This is a genomic window from Idiomarina tyrosinivorans, assembly GCF_003987475.1.
In the GTDB taxonomy this organism is placed as follows: Bacteria; Pseudomonadota; Gammaproteobacteria; order Enterobacterales; family Alteromonadaceae; genus Idiomarina; species Idiomarina tyrosinivorans.
The window spans coordinates 171,354-189,578 of the sequence record NZ_PIQH01000004.1 but is presented as its reverse complement, the minus strand read 5'-3'; the positions used below and the strand labels follow the sequence as shown (position 1 = coordinate 189,578).

Sequence of the window (18,225 nt, the reverse complement as noted above, 5' to 3'; positions counted from 1 at the left end):
GACCATGGAAGAGTTAAAAACGCTGATTAACCGCGCCTTCGACGAGCGCGACCAATTGTCGCCCAATACCCAAGATGACGAACTGCGCGAAGCGGTGCGATATGTCATTGATGAGATTGATCAGGGGCATTTGCGCGTTGCCGAAAAAGTTGCTGGTGAGTGGATCGTCCATCAATGGCTGAAAAAAGCGGTACTGCTGTCGTTCCGACTCAACGATAACGATTTAATTGAGGGCGGTGAAACTCGCTTTTACGATAAAGTGCCAGCGAAGTTCGCCGATTATGACCAAGCGCGGTTCCGAGCCGAAGGTATGCGTGTAGTGCCGCCGGCAATGGTGCGCAAAGGCAGTTTTATTGGCAAAAACGTGGTGGTAATGCCGTCTTACATCAACATCGGCGCATACGTTGGTGCCGGTACTATGGTCGATACCTGGGCCACCGTTGGCTCCTGTGCGCAGATTGGCGAGAATGTTCACTTATCTGGCGGGGTAGGAATCGGTGGTGTATTAGAGCCGTTGCAAGCCAACCCTACCATTATTGAGGATCACTGTTTTATCGGTGCGCGCTCAGAAATTGTTGAAGGGGTGATTGTCGAAGAAGGCGCGGTTATTTCGATGGGCGTCTACATCGGTCAAAGCACTCGCATTTATGACCGTGAAAATGACCGCGTTCTGTATGGTCGCGTCCCGGCAGGATCGGTTGTGGTGCCTGGCGCCCTGCCAGCGAAAGACGGTAGCCACAGTTTATATGCGGCAATCATCGTTAAGCGCGTGGATGCTAAAACCCGCGCCAAAGTCGGCATTAACGCATTATTGCGCGCGGCGGAATAAAAACGCGCGCTTGAATTCTGGCGGCAGTGGCGCATGTAGGCGCAGTTGTTCGCCAGAAAGCGGATGTTGCAAGGCGAGCTCGGAAGCGTGCAACAATAACCGTGGACAATCAAACTGTTGTTTAAAGAAGCGATTGTGGCGGCCATCGCCATGATTACTGTCACCCACAATTGGGTGGCTGATGTGTGCCATATGTCGGCGTAACTGGTGTTTACGGCCATGTTGAGGCAACAGTTCTACTAACGAATAGCGGCTGGTTTGGTGGCGTTTGCTTACCTGAAACGGTAATTCCACTTGTGCCAAGGTGCGGTAGTAAGTGACCGCCTCTTGCGGCGCTTTATCCTGTTGCGCTTTTGCATCAGCAATTTTGTCTAACTGCTCTTTCAAAGCGTGGTTAATGATGCCCTGTTGCTGCGTATAACCTCTTACTACCGCGTGATAGACCTTATCAATTTGGCGTTGCTGGAATTGCTCCATCAGCAATCGCGCCACCTCGCTCGATAACGCAAACAGCAAAACCCCAGAGGTCGGTCGATCCAAACGGTGTACCGGGTACACATGTTGCCCCAACTGATCTCGCAGTTTCTGCATGGCAAACTCGCGCGCCCCTGCAGCAATGCGACTACGATGCACCAACAACCCTGAAGGTTTGTTAATCGCGACGAGATCATCATCGTGATAAATAATGTCCAGTTTTGTCTCAGACATCGTCTTGCAACGGATCAGTGCCACTTAACAGCACGTCGAAGTCTCTGATCAACGCCACTAACTGTTCGTGTTGTTCAATATCGTTACGAAAACTGTGAGCCGCCATCGGGCTAACTGCAATGCTGTCTGGCAGCGGATGCTGACCATCTATCAATGCCCACATTCGCGGAATCATGATGAACTGCAACCACTGATGAAATTCCAAGGTGTCGACGGCAAATGGTTGCTCACTTTCTAATGCTTCTGCTGGCGGTTGATGAGCTTGCCACAAACCTAGGCAGTTAAGCTCTCGTTCAATTCTATCGAGAAGCCGGGCCGCCCGTTGATACTTATCCATCGAATACTCCATAACATCTTTTACGGGTCGAATATTGGCGTTGCTACCCGTATAATGGCGACATAGTTAAATAAAAACGAGCAAAATTCAAGATGAACCCACAGCCTGCCCCAGCATCAATTGCCACTATCGGTGAATGTCTCCAAGCCGGAAACAGCGACTATTGGGTGTTTGATATGGGTCGTCGGGTGCAACCGCTTGATAAGCAAACGTTTGCCGCCATTGAACGGCAGCAACAACCCTACCCTTATCCGATTCAGCAGCATGCTCGGATAGCGGTATTGTTTCAGCATCAACAGCAGCCTCAACAAGCGTTCTTGTGGTTTCTACAGTTTCCCCTCGATGAACGCGGTTTGCTGAATTTGGCAGCCCGTGACGAATATTTACAGTATGTGATCACGGCATTGGGTGAGGAAATAACGGGCCAGCTCAGCGAACAACAGCAGCAGCAATTGAAAAATAATCCGTACCTGTTTACTCCAAGTGAGGATAAGCGTGCCGCATTACACGCTACAATCCAACGCCAGCGTCAACAACCGGCGTCGATACATTTTGAGTATGCCGCATCCTATATTGCTGGCGAACAACCGTTCGAGAACTGGCAAGATGTTGGTCTGCAAGGACTTCACGATATTGCAGCGCGCGTCTTTGATGACCCCTCGCTAGCGGCAGCAATTGCCAAAAACCTTGGGTTTTACGCTGATTCAGTCGCTGAAGCCCTACTGGTTGCCTTAGAGCACCAACGAATTCCTGCAGCAGTGCAAAATGCTATCAGTGACTTTGTTCAGCAGGCCCAGCTACCGGTGCAACAATTATCTGGATTACGAGCCCTGGCAAGCGTCAGCGACCATCCGCGTGTGATCGCTCTTCTGCAACAACGATTGGCCAGCGCAAATGCCGATGAACTAACGGTTATAGCGGCTCGCCATTGGCCAGCCTTGGGCAACGAGGACTTATTAAGCGTTTTCATTGAGCGCGCCAGCGAGCAGCCTCAAGCCGTTTTCAACGCGCTATTTCGTGATCTAGTGATGATGCCGAGTTTACGTCCGTTCGTACTCGGTTATTTACACCAGACACCGCTATCAACCGCGTTAGAAAAGGCCTTAGCGGGGCTACAATAGCCGTTAACGCTTGCGCCAGCGTTTCATTATCGCGTCTTTGTACATGACCCAGTCAGCCAAGAGGCTGTACCACGGATGAGAAAAGGTGGCAGGTTTGTTGTGTTCAAACAGCAGGTGGCCCAACCAAGCAAAACCGTAACCAGCAATCGGCATAGCTACCAACCACCAAGGGTTGCCGGTGATAATCGCGATTAACAGTGCCAGTAATACCAAGGTTGACCCAATGTAATGCATCAATCGGCATCGCGGATTGGCGTGTTCAGACAGGTAATAAGGATAAAACTCAGAAAAGTTATTAAAGTTCATGCAGCCCCTCCAACGCTAAGCGTTCACGAGAAAACCACAATAATTCGCCAGCCAAACCGCTGACATCCAGCTCATTGATTTTTTCAAAACTCCGTTGTTTGAAAAAGTCGAGATAATCTTCCCGCGTCACATACACTGCAACCCCCTCGGAACGAGGACTTTCGCGTAACGCGGTTTTTACCGCAGCCAGCAGCAAATCACCCAAGCCTTGCTGACGATAGCGGGGTGGCACAGCAATAAAGGCCAGCATGTGGCAGTGTTCTGCGGGTAAAGCTTGTTGAATAGCTTTTTCTTTTTCAAGGATCTGGCGTGTCGAAAGGTAGCCTGCTGTTAGCAACAGTTTAAGTCGCCATTGCCAATAGCGGCCGGGGCCAAAGCTATCGCCAGGCTGGGTGAGACAGGCAACGCCTTTCAGCGTTGCGCCATCGAACAGCCCAATAATCGGTTGTTCAGTATTCCAGTAGGCGGCGAGATCTTCGCGGATCACCGCCCTTAAGCGTTTTTCATAGTCGGGTTTGGTGTGTTCAAACAATCGCTCAAACAGTGGATCGTCATAATAGCTTTGATACAGTAATGATGCCGCCGCTGGCAGGTCATCAATACCCAAATACACCAGTTTTTCCGCAACTTCGGCTACCATGGGAGTACCCTTTTACTATGAAGAATACTCCCAACTTAGCGAGATCACGGCAATCTGTCGAGAGCCAATTCACCGGTACCGATCAATTTTGCTTGCTTAAAAACGATCGGGGTGCATTCATCTTTGGTGGTTAAGCCATCTTTATGCAACCGATGAGTACGATAATACAGCACTTGGTAACTATCGCCATTAAGCGTTAATGACTCACTAAAGTCTGGTGTTCCCAAACGCTCACGTACTACCGCAATAGCCTCGCCTTCAGAGAAGCTCGCAATGATCGCACGATTACTGCGCTCTACGTCTGCAACGTCTTGTTGTTGATAGTCTTGGTCGTCATAGCTTTCGCGGTCGGTCACGATCAGACAGCCAGATAAACTGACCGTTAAAGGCACCAGCATCAATAGACTTAAGCGTTTTACGTTGTTCATCCATAATTCCTTGATTTAACAAAAGGTTTAACGTCAACCGATACAAAGCAAACGCTGTGCCAAAGGTTAACTGATTGTTTTATTTATGTTTTTCTAGTTAATGAAAATTTAGCGCGGTTAAAAAACCCGTAAGTTAGCGAATTTCGCTAATGATCTGGTGATTTACCTCAAGCTTGTCGATAAATTCAACAAGGTTTTGCGCCAATATTTCATGCTGAGGTTTACCAATCCACTCTAAACCGACTTCAGCGGTTTGGTTATCGACTGAAATCAGCAGGTCGTCATGTTCATCTGATAACCCAATAAATACCGTTTCCGACTGCTTTAAGCGACGTTTCATGAGTACATGCCCAGCAATGTTTGCCAATAGCCGTTCACCGTCTTCGGCACACTGAACTTGTAATAGACTCAACGGATGCTGCTGGAATGTACACTGTAGATCCGCGGCATACCAGTGCTGAAACCAACGCTTAATGTCCGCATGGAAGACTAATCCTAGCGCTTGCTCCAAATCGGCGAAATTCAACGGCGACGACTGGCGCACAGGCTGCCAAGCAATGCGATCAGATTCGGCACTGCCCTTACCTTGATAAATCGGCGCCTGCCACTGTTGCACATACTCCGCTTGAGGCACTTTCTGTTGCGCCGTATAGGCCGCTACATAGTCGGTTAATAATTGTTGCATTTTTTGTTGAAGCATCGCGCCCTAGCACCCTGTCCAAGAAATCAGTAAAATCTCGGCAAATTGTACGCTTTTGGGGCAGGTTATGGCAAAACATCAGGTAATGGACAAATTATCCTTGGGCAAACAAACGCAATACCCGACCGAGTATGATGCGTCACAATTACACCCTGTGCCACGCAGTATTAATCGCCAGTCCATCGGTATTGATAACGATAATGCGTTGCCGTTTAGTGGCGGCGATTTGTGGAACGGTTACGAACTTTCTTGGCTGAACACAAAAGGTTTGCCGCAAGTCGCAGTAGGACGTTTCTGGGTGCCGGCAGATAGTCCCAACCTAATTGAATCTAAGTCGTTTAAACTTTATTTGAACAGTTTTAACGAGAGTCGATTCGATGATTGGCAAACGGTAACCGAGTTAATGGTCAGTGATTTATCGGCCTGTGCTGGCGCCACCGTTAACGTGCAGTTGTTTAGTTTAAACCAACTCGAGGGTAGTCAACTCAGTGCTTTGCCTGGTCATTGCATTGATCAGCAAGACATCACCATCGACCAATACGACTACGATCAGACATTACTAACGTTGCAACCAGATGCTCAGCCAGTCTCTGAAACCCTGCACTCTCATTTATTAAAGTCCAATTGTTTGATCACCCACCAACCTGATTGGGGTTCTGTCGTCATCCGTTATCAAGGACCCGCTCTCGACCAGCAAGCGCTATTAAAATACTTGGTGAGCTTTCGTCGCCACGACGAATTTCATGAACAATGTGTGGAAAGAATCTTCCAGGATATTTTGGCGCTGGGAATGGATAAGCTGACGGTGTATGCCAACTACACCCGCCGTGGTGGATTAGATATTAATCCATTTAGGTCGAATTTTGAGCAGCCTCAACCATGGTTAAGGCTGCCCAGACAATAAGCCTATTTATCGCTGTCTTCTGAACCTGGGTAAGGAATCAGCAGCCACTGCTCGAATAGGGCTTTTTGCGCCGCTGTCGGTTCATCCACCGGCACAACCTTAGCGTCGTTCTTCGGTATTTTACCTAAGGTCAGCGTCTTCTCTGCCAACTGGTCGCGACGGAAATAGGTCACCGTGACTTCGTCGCCCGGTTGCATTTCTTTTAGCGCCGCCTTAAAACGCTTGTCGTCGACCCGGATACCATTAAAGGCAACGATGATGTCATCAGGGGTGAAACCCGCGTCCCAAGCAGGACTATTGCGCTCGACTAAGGTCAATTGCATGCCATTATCAGCAGGCTTAGCACTCCACCCCGCCCAAGCACGCATCTCAACATCGTCGCTGTTGCCGTAGCTCAACTTCAGACCTACCGGTTCAAGAAGTTTAGTAAAATCAACATCCACAGGCTGCATGACGTGTTGCTGCCACCAGGTCTGCCAAGATTTTCCCGTCAAATCTTTCAAGATTGCGAGCACATCGGCGTCGTTGAAGCCCTCTTTATCGGCATCAAAACGCTGATAAAGCGCATTGTGTACATCGCGGTAACTCACTTTTCCGTCGGTTTCTTGCAGTAACGCAATATCCAACATCCAAGAAACAATTGCGCCCTCAGAATAAATATTGACCGAGTAGTTGCGCGCGCGGTCGCCATATTGGTCAATCCAGCTTTCAAATGATGCTTCCGCAACAGACATAACCTCGGCACCCGGTTTGTGCTTATGACGCTGTATTGCCGATGCTAGGTGGTCGAAATACTCCGTTGGCTTCATAATATCGGCGCGCAGCAACAAGTGATCTTGGAAATAGCTGGTGGAGCCCTCATGCATCCACAGTAAGTCGGTATAGTTCTCTTTTTGGTAATCATAAGGGACTAGCCCGTCAGCGCGATAGGCTTTTACATTCCAAGTATGAATAAACTCATGCGACGCGGTCGATAAGAACGACAAATACTCGTCATGCGGTGCAAAGCTGAAGCGCGGACGCTGGATAACCGTGGAATTTTTGTGTTCGGTGGCGCCGCCTGCACCATCCGTTGCATGAATCATAAAGACGTAACGTTCAAAAGGATACCCTTCCCAAATAGTGCTAGCCTGAGCAACCATCTTCTTTAAATCCGCAACGGTTTGTTCAGCATCGTAATTACCATGCCCCCAAAACACGACTTGGTAATCTTGCTCACCCTGTTCAAAATCGAATACTTTGTTAATACCCGTTTCGATCGGTGAATCGACCAAGACGTCCCAATTTTCCGCACTAAATGCGTGTTCACCGGTACGCTCCAATCCAGAAACACTGCGCCAAGATGGTGGTACTTCTAAGGTCACATTAGCTTCTTCCTGACGGTATTGATCGGTATACATAAATACCGCTGAAGCGTCCAAGTAAGCATGGCTATCGTCGATATGGCGACTACGACGCCCTAGCTCGTTGGCGTACAACTGGTAGCTGACGTTTACTTCCGTCGCTTCTGGCAAATAAATGCGCCATGTCGATTTATCCACTTTCTCCCAACGCAAAGGGTTGCCATCATCGTCAGTCGCGACAAATTCACGAACCCCAGAGGCAAGATCAAGAATATGGTAAAGCCCAGTACGCCAAGCCGCCATCTTCACATCCAAATGGTCAGCTTTTGTCTCTGGGAAAGTCATTGAGACATCACCAGTATGATGTTCTGGGTGAGTCAAATCGATGCGATATTCTACTTCGCTCGCTTGTGCAGCAAACGCGGCCATCATCGACATGGCAAGCAATGTTTTCTTCATTGTCGTCCCTTTTTGTTTAAACATTATTCACACTGCTTTCATCGTACCAGATACACCAATAAACAACAGCGCCAATAGATCGCCTAAAAAGCGCCATTAATCGCATTGATCTAACATCGGAATCGGTTACTATTAGAGGTCACGTATTCCTGCTCGATCTTACACAACAGGCGATTTTTTTGACTGAGCTCACCGTCACCGAACAGAAATTGGCACAAGCCACCAAACGGCTGCAAGAAAGTATCCAATCAAGACAGCGGCTGGAACGCCAGTATGAGCGCGATACCCAGCGGCTTAACACCTTTATTGGTTCATTCTTTCAAACTGTACTGGGCGTCGACAGTGTACTTGATCAGAAACTGCTAAAATTGCGTGGCCAACTTCAAAAAAATCCGTCGGTAGATAGCATTGAAGCAGCGCTCGAGGATATCAACGACTATGCTCAAAGCCAGCAACTGCAAATTCAACGATTACTGAAAGATGGCTACGATATACTCGAGCACCTAGCTAACAGTCGTAATGAAAAATTGCTACCGACACCAATTTTAACCAGCATCAAACAGACTCTGGCATTACCAGCGTTGTCGGTAACGAGTATTACCCCGCTGCTGGTCAATGTTATTCATGGGTTACAACAGACGTATCAACAATTTGCTACAAAAAATGCGGTAAACGACGGTGACAACAATCCTACAGCTGCCATTGAGAGTATTTCGCTTGAACGCCTAAAGCAATGGCGAAAAGAACTTATTAACTTACTCAGCATGTTGGATTTTGGCAGCCGTGATGAAGTATCGCTGCAGACTATTAGGCAAAAATTGACTCAACAATTATCTCGAGATCAGTTGTTAGAGCAATGCATAAAGCTCATTCGTATAGTGCTCGCTAGTATTCGGGAAGAACGAAAGTCGGCGCAACATTTCCTCAGTGAATTAACTGATACGCTAACGAGTTTGCAGCAAACAGTGGCTACTAGTAAAGAAAGTCAGCAGCTAGGAAATCAACAACAGAATAGCTTAACCGATAAATTGACGTCGAATGTACAAGCGCTCAGTAATACGATTGAACATGCTTCTGATCTTGTCGTTTTAAAACAACAAGTACAGCAGCAACTTCGCAAACTAGCGGAAACAGTACAACAAAAGAAACAGCTTGAAGAAGCTCAGCAACGCAAGTTGAGCAATCAATTTTCAGAACTCGAAAGTCGCGCTAAAGACTTTCAACAACAAGCAAAAGAATACAAAAAGCGATTGTCAGAACAGCGTTTTAAAAGTTTGCAGGATAGTCTTACGCGACTCCCCAACCGAGCAGCTTTTGAGGAACGCTTTGCGCTGGAGTATAAACGTTGGCAAAAAACCAAAGCACCGTTGGTAGTGGCGATTGCCGACGTTGACCATTTTAAACGTATCAATGATAACTATGGCCACACCGCTGGCGATAAAACTTTGCAGGTCATTGCCAATGTCTTAAAGAAAAGTTTAGGGCAAGCGGCTTTTATTAGCCGTTACGGCGGTGAGGAGTTTGTGATGCTGCTCGCTGATAGTGATTCCGACTCCGCTTTAAAACTGTTAGAACGCGCAAGAACTACCGTTCGAGAAATTCCGTTTCGCTTCAAAAACGAAGATATCAGTATCACTATTTCGTTTGGTATGGCAGACTTTCAATCATCATTAGACACTATGAGCAGTGTTTTCGAAAAGGCAGACAACGCGCTATACAAAGCCAAAAGCGAAGGTCGTGATATCGTGATTCGTGCATAAGTGAGTTAGCAAAACAATCATGATGGAACCGGCGCACAAGAGTGCGTCTGTGTGAGGGAGTTAGTAAAAACATGAGAGCAAGTATTTCACCGCAAGGCACCATGTCCTTGCTGTCACAATTAGAAATAGAACGATTAAAACAATCATCAAACAGTGATTTATATCGGCTTTTCAGAAACTGCTGCTTGGCAGTGTTAAACGCCGGCAGTAATACCGATAGCAGTGCAGAAATTTACGAAAAATATAAAGACTTTGCAGTTAACATCATCCGTCGTGAGCGCGGCATCAAACTTGAACTGATTGAACCGCCTGAAGAAGCTTTTGTAGACGGTGAACTGATTACCGGTATTCGTGAACATGTAGAATCCGTACTGCGGGATATTTTATTCACCGGCGAACGCTATTGCGCGGAAGAGCTAGCGGATGCTGACTCCGCAATTCTGACTCACGTGGTATTCGATATTCTCCGCAACTCACGCACCGTGCGCGTGATGGAGCAACCGAATATGGTGGTTTGTTGGGGTGGTCACAGTATTAGTGAAGTGGAATACCAATACACCAAAGACGTCGGCTACCAACTGGGCTTACGCGGGTTGAATATTTGCACCGGCTGTGGGCCTGGCGCGATGAAAGGCCCGATGAAAGGCGCCACCATTGGCCACGCTAAACAGCGCATCAGTACAGGTCGCTATCTGGGGTTAACGGAACCCGGCATTATTGCCGCCGAGCCACCAAACCCAATCGTCAACGAATTGGTCATTTTACCAGATATAGAGAAGCGTTTAGAAGCTTTTGTACGTTGCGCTCATGGTATTGTGATTTTCCCAGGTGGCGCAGGAACAGCAGAAGAATTGCTGTATTTGCTCGGTATTTTGATGCATCCCAAAAACCAACAACAAAGTTTACCGGTTATTCTGACAGGGCCAGAAAGTAGCCGTGCATATTTCGATGCACTAGACGAATTTGTGATGCACACTTTGGGTGAAAAAGCGCGCAACTGTTACCGAATTATTATTGACGATCCAGCCGCCGTTGCCCAGCATATGCACGCGGGTATGGCTTCCGTGAAGCAGTATCGTCGCGACTCAGGCGATGCCTATTACTTCAACTGGACGCTACACATTGATGAAGAGTTTCAACGCCCATTCATCCCCACACACGACAATGTTGCTGGGCTTAATTTGCATCCTGAGCAACCCGCCGAAAAACTAGCGGCAGACTTACGTCGGGCATTTTCGGCTATCGTTGCGGGTAACGTTAAAGATGAAGGAATCCGTCGAATTAAAGAACATGGCGTGTTCAGTATTCACGGTGAAAAATCGTTGATGAAACGTCTCGACACGCTCCTCAGAGCATTTGTGGAACAGGGTCGGATGAAGCTCCCGGGTTCAGTCTATCACCCGTGTTACAAAGTAATCACTGAAGGCTAAGGTGGCAAGCGAATGAATCTTAAAGTGATTAAAATTCTAGTAATAGGGTTTGTCCTTTACGGCGCATTCGCGGCCGTGGTTCTGTCGCTGTATGAAGCCAACCCAGATGACATGCAGTGGCAGGAGCGCGAAACATTTAATGCCAAGCAAATTGGTAAATTAAACCTTGGTATGACCAAGGATGCATTGATCCGCCTACTCGGTTCTCCCGATATCACCGAAGCCAAGGAAACGCCACAAGGTAATGTACAAGTGTTGTTTTATCGCACCCATCACGTCACCTCCGATGGCGTCACTACTAAAGACGAGTGCACTGCCTTGCTATTCCGTGATAATGAATTAATCGCTTGGGGGGATTCAGCATATAAAGACTATCTGACGTGGGGGCGTTAACGTCTACATCACCAAGCTGGGCGGAGCTTGCAGACACTGTTCTAGGTGACTCTGTCAACGTGTTGCGCGCGATTGAACAGCTCGATCAACGGTTAAGCCAACACCCACAGCGCTATCAAGATTATTTTGCTATTAGCGCTGAAGTGGCGCATGCGAGCGCCATTCGCGCAGTATTTTGGACCTTGAGAATTTCGACTCAGTGTCAATGTCACCCACGCGTTCGCTGTCTGTTAGCGCTTTCTTGCTGGTTAAAAATCACTCAACAGCCTATTCCACAGCAGTCGCCATTATTACGCTTATGCCAATCGCCTTATGCAAGTTGGCACCCGCATGCAGCCATTGTTGCTATTGCTATTGCTATCACTGTCAACGGCGCGGCAACCGACTCCCCTTTTCGCTGGATGCAGCGACTGCGTTATGATGCCCGAACGGATGCACAACGGAATATTTTAGAACACATCGCTAGTGGCTCGTGGTTTATGCCAGGACAAGCATTCAATATGCCTGAACACGAACGGGTTATGGTTTTACTTAATCAAGACGACGACCAAATGCGCTGTTTTGATATAACACGACAAAAGGTGCTGCAGTTGCCCTGTGTCAGAGTTATGCAGATGACGTTGCTAACTAACAGCAGCGAAGCGATTAAAAGCGTGCCCGAAGCCATTTTTTATGATCCACTGGTCGACCAACAGCGACCTCGGTGGAAAGCGCCAAAGCCTCTGCTTCGAGCGCTAGCGCGATACCGTCATGGTAGCGGTTCGTTAACCCCAATTATTCGTTATATCCAACATCATCCTTATCTGGCGCAAGCCATTGTAGATGCGTTCGATAGCCACCCAAGAAACCATTCTGGCTATTCGCAACGGCAGTTAAAGCAGGCTTATTTATGGCTTGGACCACTGCGTTCTGCTGCCATCTTAGCCAGCGCTTCATTGCAGCACGATTTGCTTGTTGAGCGCCTCGCCTGCCAGACAGAGTGCTTGCAGCAACTCAATTTGCTCGCTAACTTGATCAGCCAATTGTGCCGCTTATGTAATACTTCTCTGCCAGTATCCAGTCAGTTGCTCAGTTTGTTATTGACCACGGATTTACTGCGCAAAAACACCCTCACAACCCTGCCTTACTGGCCTATGATTGGCCAGCTCAATGATTTGACAGTAAGCCCTTGGCACAAATCTTCTGCGCGCACTTCAGCGTATCGTTTAGCAGCAAAATTGGCAGAGAACTGGGAATTGCCCGAGCGCTTACAACGGTTTTTAACCGAACCTAGCAGTGATAAAGGCTTAGCCCAGGTGGTCTGTCTGGCGAACTATTTGCAGGTCTTTTGTTGGCAGCCTACGGTCAGATTAAGCGAAACAGCAAAGCGTCAGTTAAAAGAAAACTTACCGGCTAATCTCACTTTATCAGAGCTCCATTATGTTGGCCTCTCTTGCTTAACCGAACAACACGCATTTTGCCTATTTCCGCGTCTAGCATCTTAACCAGTTATTCGCTCTGCTTACCGCGTGATCATGGCGTAGTTCGCCACAATCTGCTATAACCAGCGACAATCCAGCGTTAGCGATAACAGGTAGTAAAGGACGGTTTATGACAATTACCGTGACAGTCATTCCGGGCGACGGCATCGGCCCTGACATTGTAGATTCCACGGTGCGTATTCTTAATCAAGCAGGCTGTGGTTTTAGGTACGAATATGCCGATGCGGGTCTGACCGCGCTAGAAAAGCATGGCGAGTTGTTACCACACAGTACATTAGAGGCGATTAAGCGCAACCCCGTTACCCTTAAGGGCCCATTGACCACACCGGTAGGCGAAGGTTTTACCTCGGTCAATGTATCGTTACGGCAGCAATTCAAACTGTACGCTAATGTACGTCCTGTTATCTCCTTCAAAGGCACACAAGCGCGTTACGATAACGTTGACATTCTAACGGTGCGAGAAAATACCGAGGGTATGTACTCAGGCATTGGGCAAACGGTCTCTGATGACGGTTTAGAAGCCGAAGCGGTGAGCCGTATCACCCGAGCTGGAGCCGAGCGTATTGTGCGTTTTGCCTACGACCTCGCTCGTCGCGAAGGGCGAAAGAAAGTAACCGCTGTGCATAAGGCAAACATTCTAAAATCTACCTCCGGACTGTTTCTCCAAGTGGCACGGGAAATCGCTGAACAATACCCGGAAATCGAATCTAACGAAATGATCGTTGATGCCGCTTGTATGCGTTTAGTAATGCATCCACAAGAATTTGATGTGATCGTTACCACCAACCTGTTTGGCGACATTATCTCAGATTTATGCGCAGGATTAGTGGGTGGTCTAGGTATGGCGCCCGGCGCCAACATTGGTAAAGACTGTGCCATTTTTGAGGCGGTACATGGCTCGGCTCCGGATATTGCGGGGAAAAATTTGGCCAATCCGAGTTCAGTCATTTTAGCGTCGGTGCAAATGTTGGAGTACTTAGGCCGACATCAAGAAGCACAACGAATCGTCGATGCCCTCGCTAAAGTCATTGCTGAAGGTGAGCATACCACTCGGGACTTGGGCGGTACTCACGGCACCACCGAGTTTACTGAGGCAGTGATCGCCGAGTTGGGTTAGCTATTGTTGCCACGCCTGCGGCGCTGGTCACAACCAGCGCGCGTGGACGGTGACTTCTTCACGGTCATGGTAAAGTTGTTTAGCCTGTAACTCAAAACGCCCATGCCCCTCGTTTTGCAACTGCTCTTTGATGTGTTGCAAATACTCATTAACCGCCAAATAGCGTTGTTTCATCGGTAGTTTTAAGTTGAAAATGGCTTCTTTGCAGTAATCTTGCAATAACCACTCGGTCATCAACTCGCCAACACGCGCGGGTTTCTCTACCATATCGCAGACCAGCCAATGGACATTGCGCTTCTTTGGTAGATAACGAAAGCCATCCTCACGAACGTGGCTAACCTGCCCGGTATCCATCAGGCTTTCTGCCATAGGGCCATTATCAACGGCGGTTACCATCATGCCTCGGCGGACCAATTGGTATGTCCACCCTCCAGGCGCAGCGCCTAAATCAACCGCACGCAACCCCGACTGTAAACGCTGCTCATGTTCTTCTTTGGCAACAAACACCGAAAAGGCTTCATCAAGCTTTAAGGTTGAGCGACTGGGCGCATCTCCCGGCATCCGTAACCGTGGAATACCGCCAGCCCAAGGCGCTTGATTAAAACTAAAGGAAAACCCAACCACTACCCGTACTTTATTTATGAACACCACTTGTAGGCTTGGCCGCTTAGCAAGGGGTTTTTGGCTAAGCAGTGATGCACCACGCAATGCTTGCCGCAGTGGCACGGTAAACTTTTTGGTGAAACCCGCCACGGATTTTGCTTCATTGGTGTCAGGAGTGGTTACTGTTAACTCACCCAATAGCCCTAAACGCTGCTGATTTTCCGCAACACAGGTGAGAATGGGGGAGACCCGATCCCCCTCAGCCGGTAAATCCATTTCTGCTAAGATGACCAACCATTGACGGGTGAATATCAGCTCTTTCAGCGGTAATTTGCTGGCTAAATGTTCTGCTTCCTCAGCTTGGCAGCGGAAAACCACAAACGCCTCACCAGCTTTGGCTTGGCAATAACCATAGACCCCCAACTGACTGGCTTTATCCTGAATTTCTGCGGCGCAATCGCTCTCAAAGCCCGCCCGACAAAATAACCACAAACCGCTCATGCTTTTACCGCTGCCATCAATAAACTCACCCAACCCAGAATAAACAATACTCCACCTAACGGAGTAATGGGACCGAACCATTTAATACCCGTTATTGCCAACAAATATAAGCTCCCAGAAAATAATACAATACCCAGCGCCCAACTGTAGCCAGCAATCGTTAACCATGAGCTACTCAACCGTTCAGTTAATAACGCCAAAGCGAGTATGGCCAAGGCGTGATAAAACTGGTATTGCACACCAGTGTGAAACACTTCCAGCGCACGCTCCGTTAACTTGCCGCGCAAACCATGAGCGGCGAACGCTCCAAGAATCACTGCGGAGCCAGCAAAAATGCTCGCCAAAATAAGCCATCGAGTTAACATTGTTCCCTCATAAATTGGTAACTGTGTTCGGCGACACGGCGCCAATACTGATCATCACTAATGCCACTGCGCTTGCTCGGTTGCAACGAGTGATCGCCCGCTTCGTACCACTGTAATTGCCAATTAGCCGGAAGTTTTTCCGTGTTCACGTTGCGGGCAAAAGGATCACGCCTACCCTGAGCGATCCAACCAGGACAATGGCTTAACTGCAATTCTGCGCTACGGTCTTTGCCCGCTTTACCCGGCGGTTGAAAAGGAAAGCCCATGGCTACTACTGCCTTTGCTCTAAGCTCATCGGCCATCGCCGTCGCAACCCGACTACCCATCGATTTTCCAGCCAATATCAAGTTGTCGCAAGGGTATTGCTGGATAACCTCTCGGGTAAACTGCTGCAATTGTGCTTGGCTGTTAGGGGGACACCGCTTTCCCGTTTCTCGAATGCGTTCCCAATAGGGAAAGTCCGGACGCACCACAAAGGCACCTAACTGAGCCCAGTGCATTGCGACCGTTTGCATAAAAGCGCTGTCGCAGCCTGCCCCAGCGCCGTGAAAAAATAACACCTGAAAAGCGCTATTGTTAGGGCTTCCATCTGTACAAATCACTGGTTCAACTCACGCTCTTCTTGTTCTACCAACTTTAGCAACCAGTCTTTGAAGGTGACAATTTTTCGCAATTCTTGGTGCCCTTCGCGACAGACTAGATGAAAAGCCTTATCACGCGGCAACGCTTGTGGGAATACGCGAATTAAATGGCCTGCATCAATCTCTGGTTTAACCAAAACATTGTTTGCGAGCGCCACCCCTTGACCATGCACTGCCGCTTTTAACGCCAAGCTTGAATGGCTAAAAACGGGACCGTTATCACCATCCTTTTTGTCTACCCCAACCCACTGAAACCAATCTTTCCAAGCATTACGAGTTTCATCGTGCAAGAGCGTGTGGTTAAGCAAATCTTCAGGCTTGTTCAGTGGTTTGGGACCGCGCAACAACAACGGCGAACATACCGGCCAGAGGTATTCTCTATGCAGTTTATAAGAGCGCACGCCAGGCCAGCGCCCATCACCATAATAAATCGCAACGTCCACGTCCTCCGTCAGCGACCCATCAACTTCATCGACCGCTTTGATACGCACGTCAATGTCTGGGTAGGCTTCGCGAAACTGACTTAAACGCGGGACGAACCAGAGAATCGCAAAGCTCGGCGGCAACGAAATAGTCAGCGACCCGCTGTCGGCAGCGACTTTAACTTTCTCAGTGGCTTGCACGATACGTTGGAAAATATCCCGCAGTTCTAAGTAATAGGATTGCCCTTCTTCGGTTAACAGTAGTGCCCGATTTCGACGAATGAATAAGGTCACCCCGAGACTTTCCTCTAATGCCTTCACTTGGTGACTAACTGCCGCCTGAGTCACAAACAACTCTTCTGCGGCCTTAGTAAAGCTCAGATGACGAGCGGCGGCTTCAAAGGACTTTAGGGCATTGAGCGGGGGCAACTTGCGCATCGCTATTTGCCCCCAAAGCTAGCAGCAAAATCATCTAACGCGTTGATGTATTGCGGACGCTTTAAGTGGATCGCCACAGCCTCTAATAAGCCCTTCAAATCGCTCATTAAAATCGGTACGGTGATATTTTTACCGTCGCTAAAATGGATCCGAAAACTCTGTAACCAACCGATATATTGCAGGTGATCAACTTGGTCCCAGCGATACCGATGAGTGCGACTCCAGCCTTTGCGGATCTGTAATCCTCGGTCGCTAATGCCAATACGGCTGCGGTACACTTCGGCGCTGCTCCAGCCAGCAATTACGATGAATGCGCTACAGAAAAGTGCAGAAAAAATCCAGCCGCTGACAGAGGTTGGCGGCGTTAGAATGAGCAACGCCACTAAACAGGCAGCCAATAAATTGGTGCATAAAGGAATGGTTTTAATGACGCCTTGATAGCGCATTAACATGGCACGAGTCCCTGTCAGCGAAAACCGCTACTATAACAGAGACTCGTGTTTGAAGGCTACGTTTTGCCTAGTTACAGGCGTACACCACCATCGATTTCCATCACTCGGCCGCTAAAGAAATCATTTTCGATCATGTAACGTGCAGTATGGGCAATCTCGTCAGGCTGACCCCAACGACGCAATGGCACCATAGAAAGCGCGCGCTCAATCGCTTCAGGTTTCATTTGTGCGGTCATCGGTGTTTCGATAAAGCCGGGCGCAATTGCCCCACAACGAATACCATAACGCCCTAATTCGCGCGCCCAGGTCACAGTCATAGCAACAACGCCAGCTTTTGTCGCAGCGTAGTTGGTTTGGCCAATGTTACCAGCACGCGCTACGCTGCTGATATTGATGATCAAGCCTTTGCGCTGCGCCTTTACCATTTGGGCTGCCGCTTCACGACCGCACAAAAAAGTACCGCTGAGGTTAACATCAAGCACTGATTGGAACTGCTGTAGTGGCATCTTTTTGGTGATTTCACCGTCTTTATATTTCAGTAATAAGCCGTCACGCATAATACCGGCGTTATTAATGAGTACGTCAATGCCTTCAAATTCTTGGTGAATTTGCTCAAAAACCGTTTCAACGCTCTCTTCATCAGTGATATCTGTTTCAAAGCCAACCACTTTTTTCGCACCAAGCTGCTCGCAAGCTTGCTGCGCATCCTCAAGCATTTCACCGTTAACATCGATCAGCGCTAAGGCAGCGCCGTCTTTGGCGAAGTTCTCAGCCATCGCGCGGCCCAAGCCCTGCGCGCCGCCGGTAATCACAATGGTACATTCACTTACTTGCATAGTCCGCTACC

General features: G+C 48.5%; 21 protein-coding genes. 8 read left to right on the top strand and 13 right to left on the bottom strand.

Annotated features, from left to right (window positions below; translation table 11 throughout):
• Nucleotides 1-4 precede the first annotated feature (4 nt).
• Nucleotides 5-829 (top strand): 2,3,4,5-tetrahydropyridine-2,6-dicarboxylate N-succinyltransferase, encoded by an 825-nt coding sequence (dapD, locus tag CWI84_RS05710; protein WP_126841615.1) that lies wholly within the window; start codon nucleotides 5-7, stop codon nucleotides 827-829.
• Here dapD and truC read toward each other — a convergent pair.
• Together truC and CWI84_RS05700 are read right to left on the bottom strand one after the other, a co-directional pair.
• A complete protein-coding gene (truC, locus tag CWI84_RS05705; RefSeq protein WP_126841614.1) occupies nucleotides 809-1,537 on the bottom strand; it encodes a tRNA pseudouridine(65) synthase TruC in 729 nt (242 codons plus the stop codon). The genes dapD and truC overlap by 21 nt on opposite strands.
• Nucleotides 1,530-1,874 carry a YqcC family protein gene (locus CWI84_RS05700; protein ID WP_126841613.1) on the bottom strand — a complete coding sequence of 115 codons (345 nt, stop codon included), beginning with the start codon at nucleotides 1,872-1,874 and terminating at the stop codon, nucleotides 1,530-1,532. Before CWI84_RS05700 ends, truC begins: the two co-directional genes overlap by 8 nt.
• A 92-nt stretch (nucleotides 1,875-1,966) precedes the next feature.
• Here CWI84_RS05700 and CWI84_RS05695 point away from each other — a divergent pair, with 92 nt between their 5' ends.
• Nucleotides 1,967-2,995: a DUF3549 family protein gene (locus CWI84_RS05695; protein WP_126841612.1), complete on the top strand. Its 1,029-nt coding sequence runs from the start codon at nucleotides 1,967-1,969 to the stop codon at nucleotides 2,993-2,995.
• A 3-nt stretch (nucleotides 2,996-2,998) separates the two neighbouring features.
• Here the strand turns inward: CWI84_RS05695 and CWI84_RS05690 are convergent, their stop codons facing one another.
• From CWI84_RS05690 to syd, 4 genes are all read right to left on the bottom strand, one after another.
• Complete coding sequence (locus CWI84_RS05690) at nucleotides 2,999-3,301, bottom strand: Mpo1-like protein (RefSeq protein ID WP_126841611.1); 303 nt, start codon at nucleotides 3,299-3,301, stop codon at nucleotides 2,999-3,001.
• Nucleotides 3,291-3,941: a GNAT family N-acetyltransferase gene (locus CWI84_RS05685; RefSeq protein WP_126841610.1), complete on the bottom strand. Its 651-nt coding sequence runs from the start codon at nucleotides 3,939-3,941 to the stop codon at nucleotides 3,291-3,293. Before CWI84_RS05685 ends, CWI84_RS05690 begins: the two co-directional genes overlap by 11 nt.
• Nucleotides 3,942-3,985: 44 nt before the next feature.
• A complete protein-coding gene (locus tag CWI84_RS05680; RefSeq protein WP_126841609.1) occupies nucleotides 3,986-4,369 on the bottom strand; it encodes a DUF3192 domain-containing protein in 384 nt (127 codons plus the stop codon).
• Between the two features lie 133 nt (nucleotides 4,370-4,502).
• Entirely contained in the window at nucleotides 4,503-5,069 is a 567-nt protein-coding gene (syd, locus tag CWI84_RS05675) for a SecY-interacting protein (RefSeq protein WP_126841608.1), read from the bottom strand.
• Nucleotides 5,070-5,136: 67 nt separating this feature from the next.
• On the opposite strand from syd, the gene queF reads away from it, so the two are divergent.
• Nucleotides 5,137-5,973, top strand: coding sequence for an NADPH-dependent 7-cyano-7-deazaguanine reductase QueF (gene queF, locus CWI84_RS05670; protein WP_126841607.1), 837 nt, complete (start codon nucleotides 5,137-5,139; stop codon nucleotides 5,971-5,973).
• A 2-nt stretch (nucleotides 5,974-5,975) separates the two neighbouring features.
• Here queF and CWI84_RS05665 read toward each other — a convergent pair whose 3' ends face one another.
• The gene (locus CWI84_RS05665; RefSeq protein WP_126841606.1) at nucleotides 5,976-7,775 is read right to left on the bottom strand and encodes a M61 family metallopeptidase; all 1,800 of its coding nucleotides are present in this window, start codon (nucleotides 7,773-7,775) and stop codon (nucleotides 5,976-5,978) included.
• A 179-nt stretch (nucleotides 7,776-7,954) separates the two neighbouring features.
• On the opposite strand from CWI84_RS05665, the gene CWI84_RS05660 reads away from it, so the two are divergent.
• From CWI84_RS05660 to CWI84_RS05640, 5 genes are all read left to right on the top strand, one after another.
• Nucleotides 7,955-9,535 carry a GGDEF domain-containing protein gene (locus CWI84_RS05660; RefSeq protein ID WP_126841605.1) on the top strand — a complete coding sequence of 527 codons (1,581 nt, stop codon included), beginning with the start codon at nucleotides 7,955-7,957 and terminating at the stop codon, nucleotides 9,533-9,535.
• Between the two features lie 71 nt (nucleotides 9,536-9,606).
• Nucleotides 9,607-10,965 (top strand): nucleotide 5'-monophosphate nucleosidase PpnN, encoded by a 1,359-nt coding sequence (gene ppnN, locus CWI84_RS05655; protein WP_126841604.1) that lies wholly within the window; start codon nucleotides 9,607-9,609, stop codon nucleotides 10,963-10,965.
• A gap of 12 nt (nucleotides 10,966-10,977) precedes the next feature.
• On the top strand, nucleotides 10,978-11,358 hold the full coding sequence (locus CWI84_RS05650; protein WP_126841603.1) for a DUF3192 domain-containing protein: 381 nt from the start codon (nucleotides 10,978-10,980) through the stop codon (nucleotides 11,356-11,358).
• Entirely contained in the window at nucleotides 11,346-12,842 is a 1,497-nt protein-coding gene (locus CWI84_RS05645; RefSeq protein ID WP_126841602.1) for a hypothetical protein, read from the top strand. Before CWI84_RS05650 ends, CWI84_RS05645 begins: the two co-directional genes overlap by 13 nt.
• Before the next feature lie 106 nt (nucleotides 12,843-12,948).
• A complete protein-coding gene (locus CWI84_RS05640; RefSeq protein WP_126841601.1) occupies nucleotides 12,949-13,956 on the top strand; it encodes an isocitrate dehydrogenase in 1,008 nt (335 codons plus the stop codon).
• A gap of 27 nt (nucleotides 13,957-13,983) precedes the next feature.
• Here CWI84_RS05640 and rlmM read toward each other — a convergent pair whose 3' ends face one another.
• The 6 genes from rlmM to CWI84_RS05610 all read right to left on the bottom strand — a co-directional run bounded on the left by rlmM (nucleotide 13,984) and on the right by CWI84_RS05610 (nucleotide 18,214).
• On the bottom strand, nucleotides 13,984-15,093 hold the full coding sequence (gene rlmM, locus CWI84_RS05635) for a 23S rRNA (cytidine(2498)-2'-O)-methyltransferase RlmM (protein ID WP_420843707.1): 1,110 nt from the start codon (nucleotides 15,091-15,093) through the stop codon (nucleotides 13,984-13,986).
• Nucleotides 15,057-15,425, bottom strand: a complete 369-nt coding sequence (locus tag CWI84_RS05630; protein WP_126841599.1) for a DUF423 domain-containing protein — start codon at nucleotides 15,423-15,425, stop codon at nucleotides 15,057-15,059. The genes rlmM and CWI84_RS05630 overlap by 37 nt, the downstream gene beginning before the upstream one ends.
• Entirely contained in the window at nucleotides 15,419-15,985 is a 567-nt protein-coding gene (locus tag CWI84_RS05625; RefSeq protein ID WP_338034261.1) for an alpha/beta family hydrolase, read from the bottom strand. The genes CWI84_RS05630 and CWI84_RS05625 overlap by 7 nt, the downstream gene beginning before the upstream one ends.
• 38 nt (nucleotides 15,986-16,023) lie before the next feature.
• A complete protein-coding gene (locus tag CWI84_RS05620; protein WP_126841597.1) occupies nucleotides 16,024-16,926 on the bottom strand; it encodes a transcriptional regulator GcvA in 903 nt (300 codons plus the stop codon).
• A 2-nt stretch (nucleotides 16,927-16,928) separates the two neighbouring features.
• The gene (locus tag CWI84_RS05615) at nucleotides 16,929-17,378 is read right to left on the bottom strand and encodes a PH domain-containing protein (protein ID WP_126841596.1); all 450 of its coding nucleotides are present in this window, start codon (nucleotides 17,376-17,378) and stop codon (nucleotides 16,929-16,931) included.
• Between the two features lie 71 nt (nucleotides 17,379-17,449).
• On the bottom strand, nucleotides 17,450-18,214 hold the full coding sequence (locus CWI84_RS05610) for an SDR family oxidoreductase (RefSeq protein ID WP_126841595.1): 765 nt from the start codon (nucleotides 18,212-18,214) through the stop codon (nucleotides 17,450-17,452).
• Nucleotides 18,215-18,225 lie beyond the last annotated feature (11 nt).

Bases quoted from the DNA above. Each gene is read 5' to 3' on its own strand.
- CWI84_RS05665 (WP_126841606.1), bottom strand. From the start codon at position 7,775: ATGAAGAAAACATTGCTTGCCATGTCGATGATGGCCGCGTTTGCTGCA.
- syd (WP_126841608.1), bottom strand. From the start codon at position 5,069: ATGCTTCAACAAAAAATGCAACAATTATTAACCGACTATGTAGCGGCC.
- CWI84_RS05640 (WP_126841601.1), top strand. From the start codon at position 12,949: ATGACAATTACCGTGACAGTCATTCCGGGCGACGGCATCGGCCCTGAC.
- CWI84_RS05650 (WP_126841603.1), top strand. From the start codon at position 10,978: ATGAATCTTAAAGTGATTAAAATTCTAGTAATAGGGTTTGTCCTTTAC.
- CWI84_RS05630 (WP_126841599.1), bottom strand. From the start codon at position 15,425: ATGTTAACTCGATGGCTTATTTTGGCGAGCATTTTTGCTGGCTCCGCA.
- CWI84_RS05610 (WP_126841595.1), bottom strand. From the start codon at position 18,214: ATGCAAGTAAGTGAATGTACCATTGTGATTACCGGCGGCGCGCAGGGC.
- dapD (WP_126841615.1), top strand. From the start codon at position 5: ATGGAAGAGTTAAAAACGCTGATTAACCGCGCCTTCGACGAGCGCGAC.
- queF (WP_126841607.1), top strand. From the start codon at position 5,137: ATGGCAAAACATCAGGTAATGGACAAATTATCCTTGGGCAAACAAACG.
- truC (WP_126841614.1), bottom strand. From the start codon at position 1,537: ATGTCTGAGACAAAACTGGACATTATTTATCACGATGATGATCTCGTC.
- CWI84_RS05680 (WP_126841609.1), bottom strand. From the start codon at position 4,369: ATGAACAACGTAAAACGCTTAAGTCTATTGATGCTGGTGCCTTTAACG.
- CWI84_RS05620 (WP_126841597.1), bottom strand. From the start codon at position 16,926: ATGCGCAAGTTGCCCCCGCTCAATGCCCTAAAGTCCTTTGAAGCCGCC.
- CWI84_RS05690 (WP_126841611.1), bottom strand. From the start codon at position 3,301: ATGAACTTTAATAACTTTTCTGAGTTTTATCCTTATTACCTGTCTGAA.
- CWI84_RS05695 (WP_126841612.1), top strand. From the start codon at position 1,967: ATGAACCCACAGCCTGCCCCAGCATCAATTGCCACTATCGGTGAATGT.
- CWI84_RS05700 (WP_126841613.1), bottom strand. From the start codon at position 1,874: ATGGATAAGTATCAACGGGCGGCCCGGCTTCTCGATAGAATTGAACGA.
- CWI84_RS05615 (WP_126841596.1), bottom strand. From the start codon at position 17,378: ATGTTAATGCGCTATCAAGGCGTCATTAAAACCATTCCTTTATGCACC.
- CWI84_RS05685 (WP_126841610.1), bottom strand. From the start codon at position 3,941: ATGGTAGCCGAAGTTGCGGAAAAACTGGTGTATTTGGGTATTGATGAC.
- ppnN (WP_126841604.1), top strand. From the start codon at position 9,607: ATGAGAGCAAGTATTTCACCGCAAGGCACCATGTCCTTGCTGTCACAA.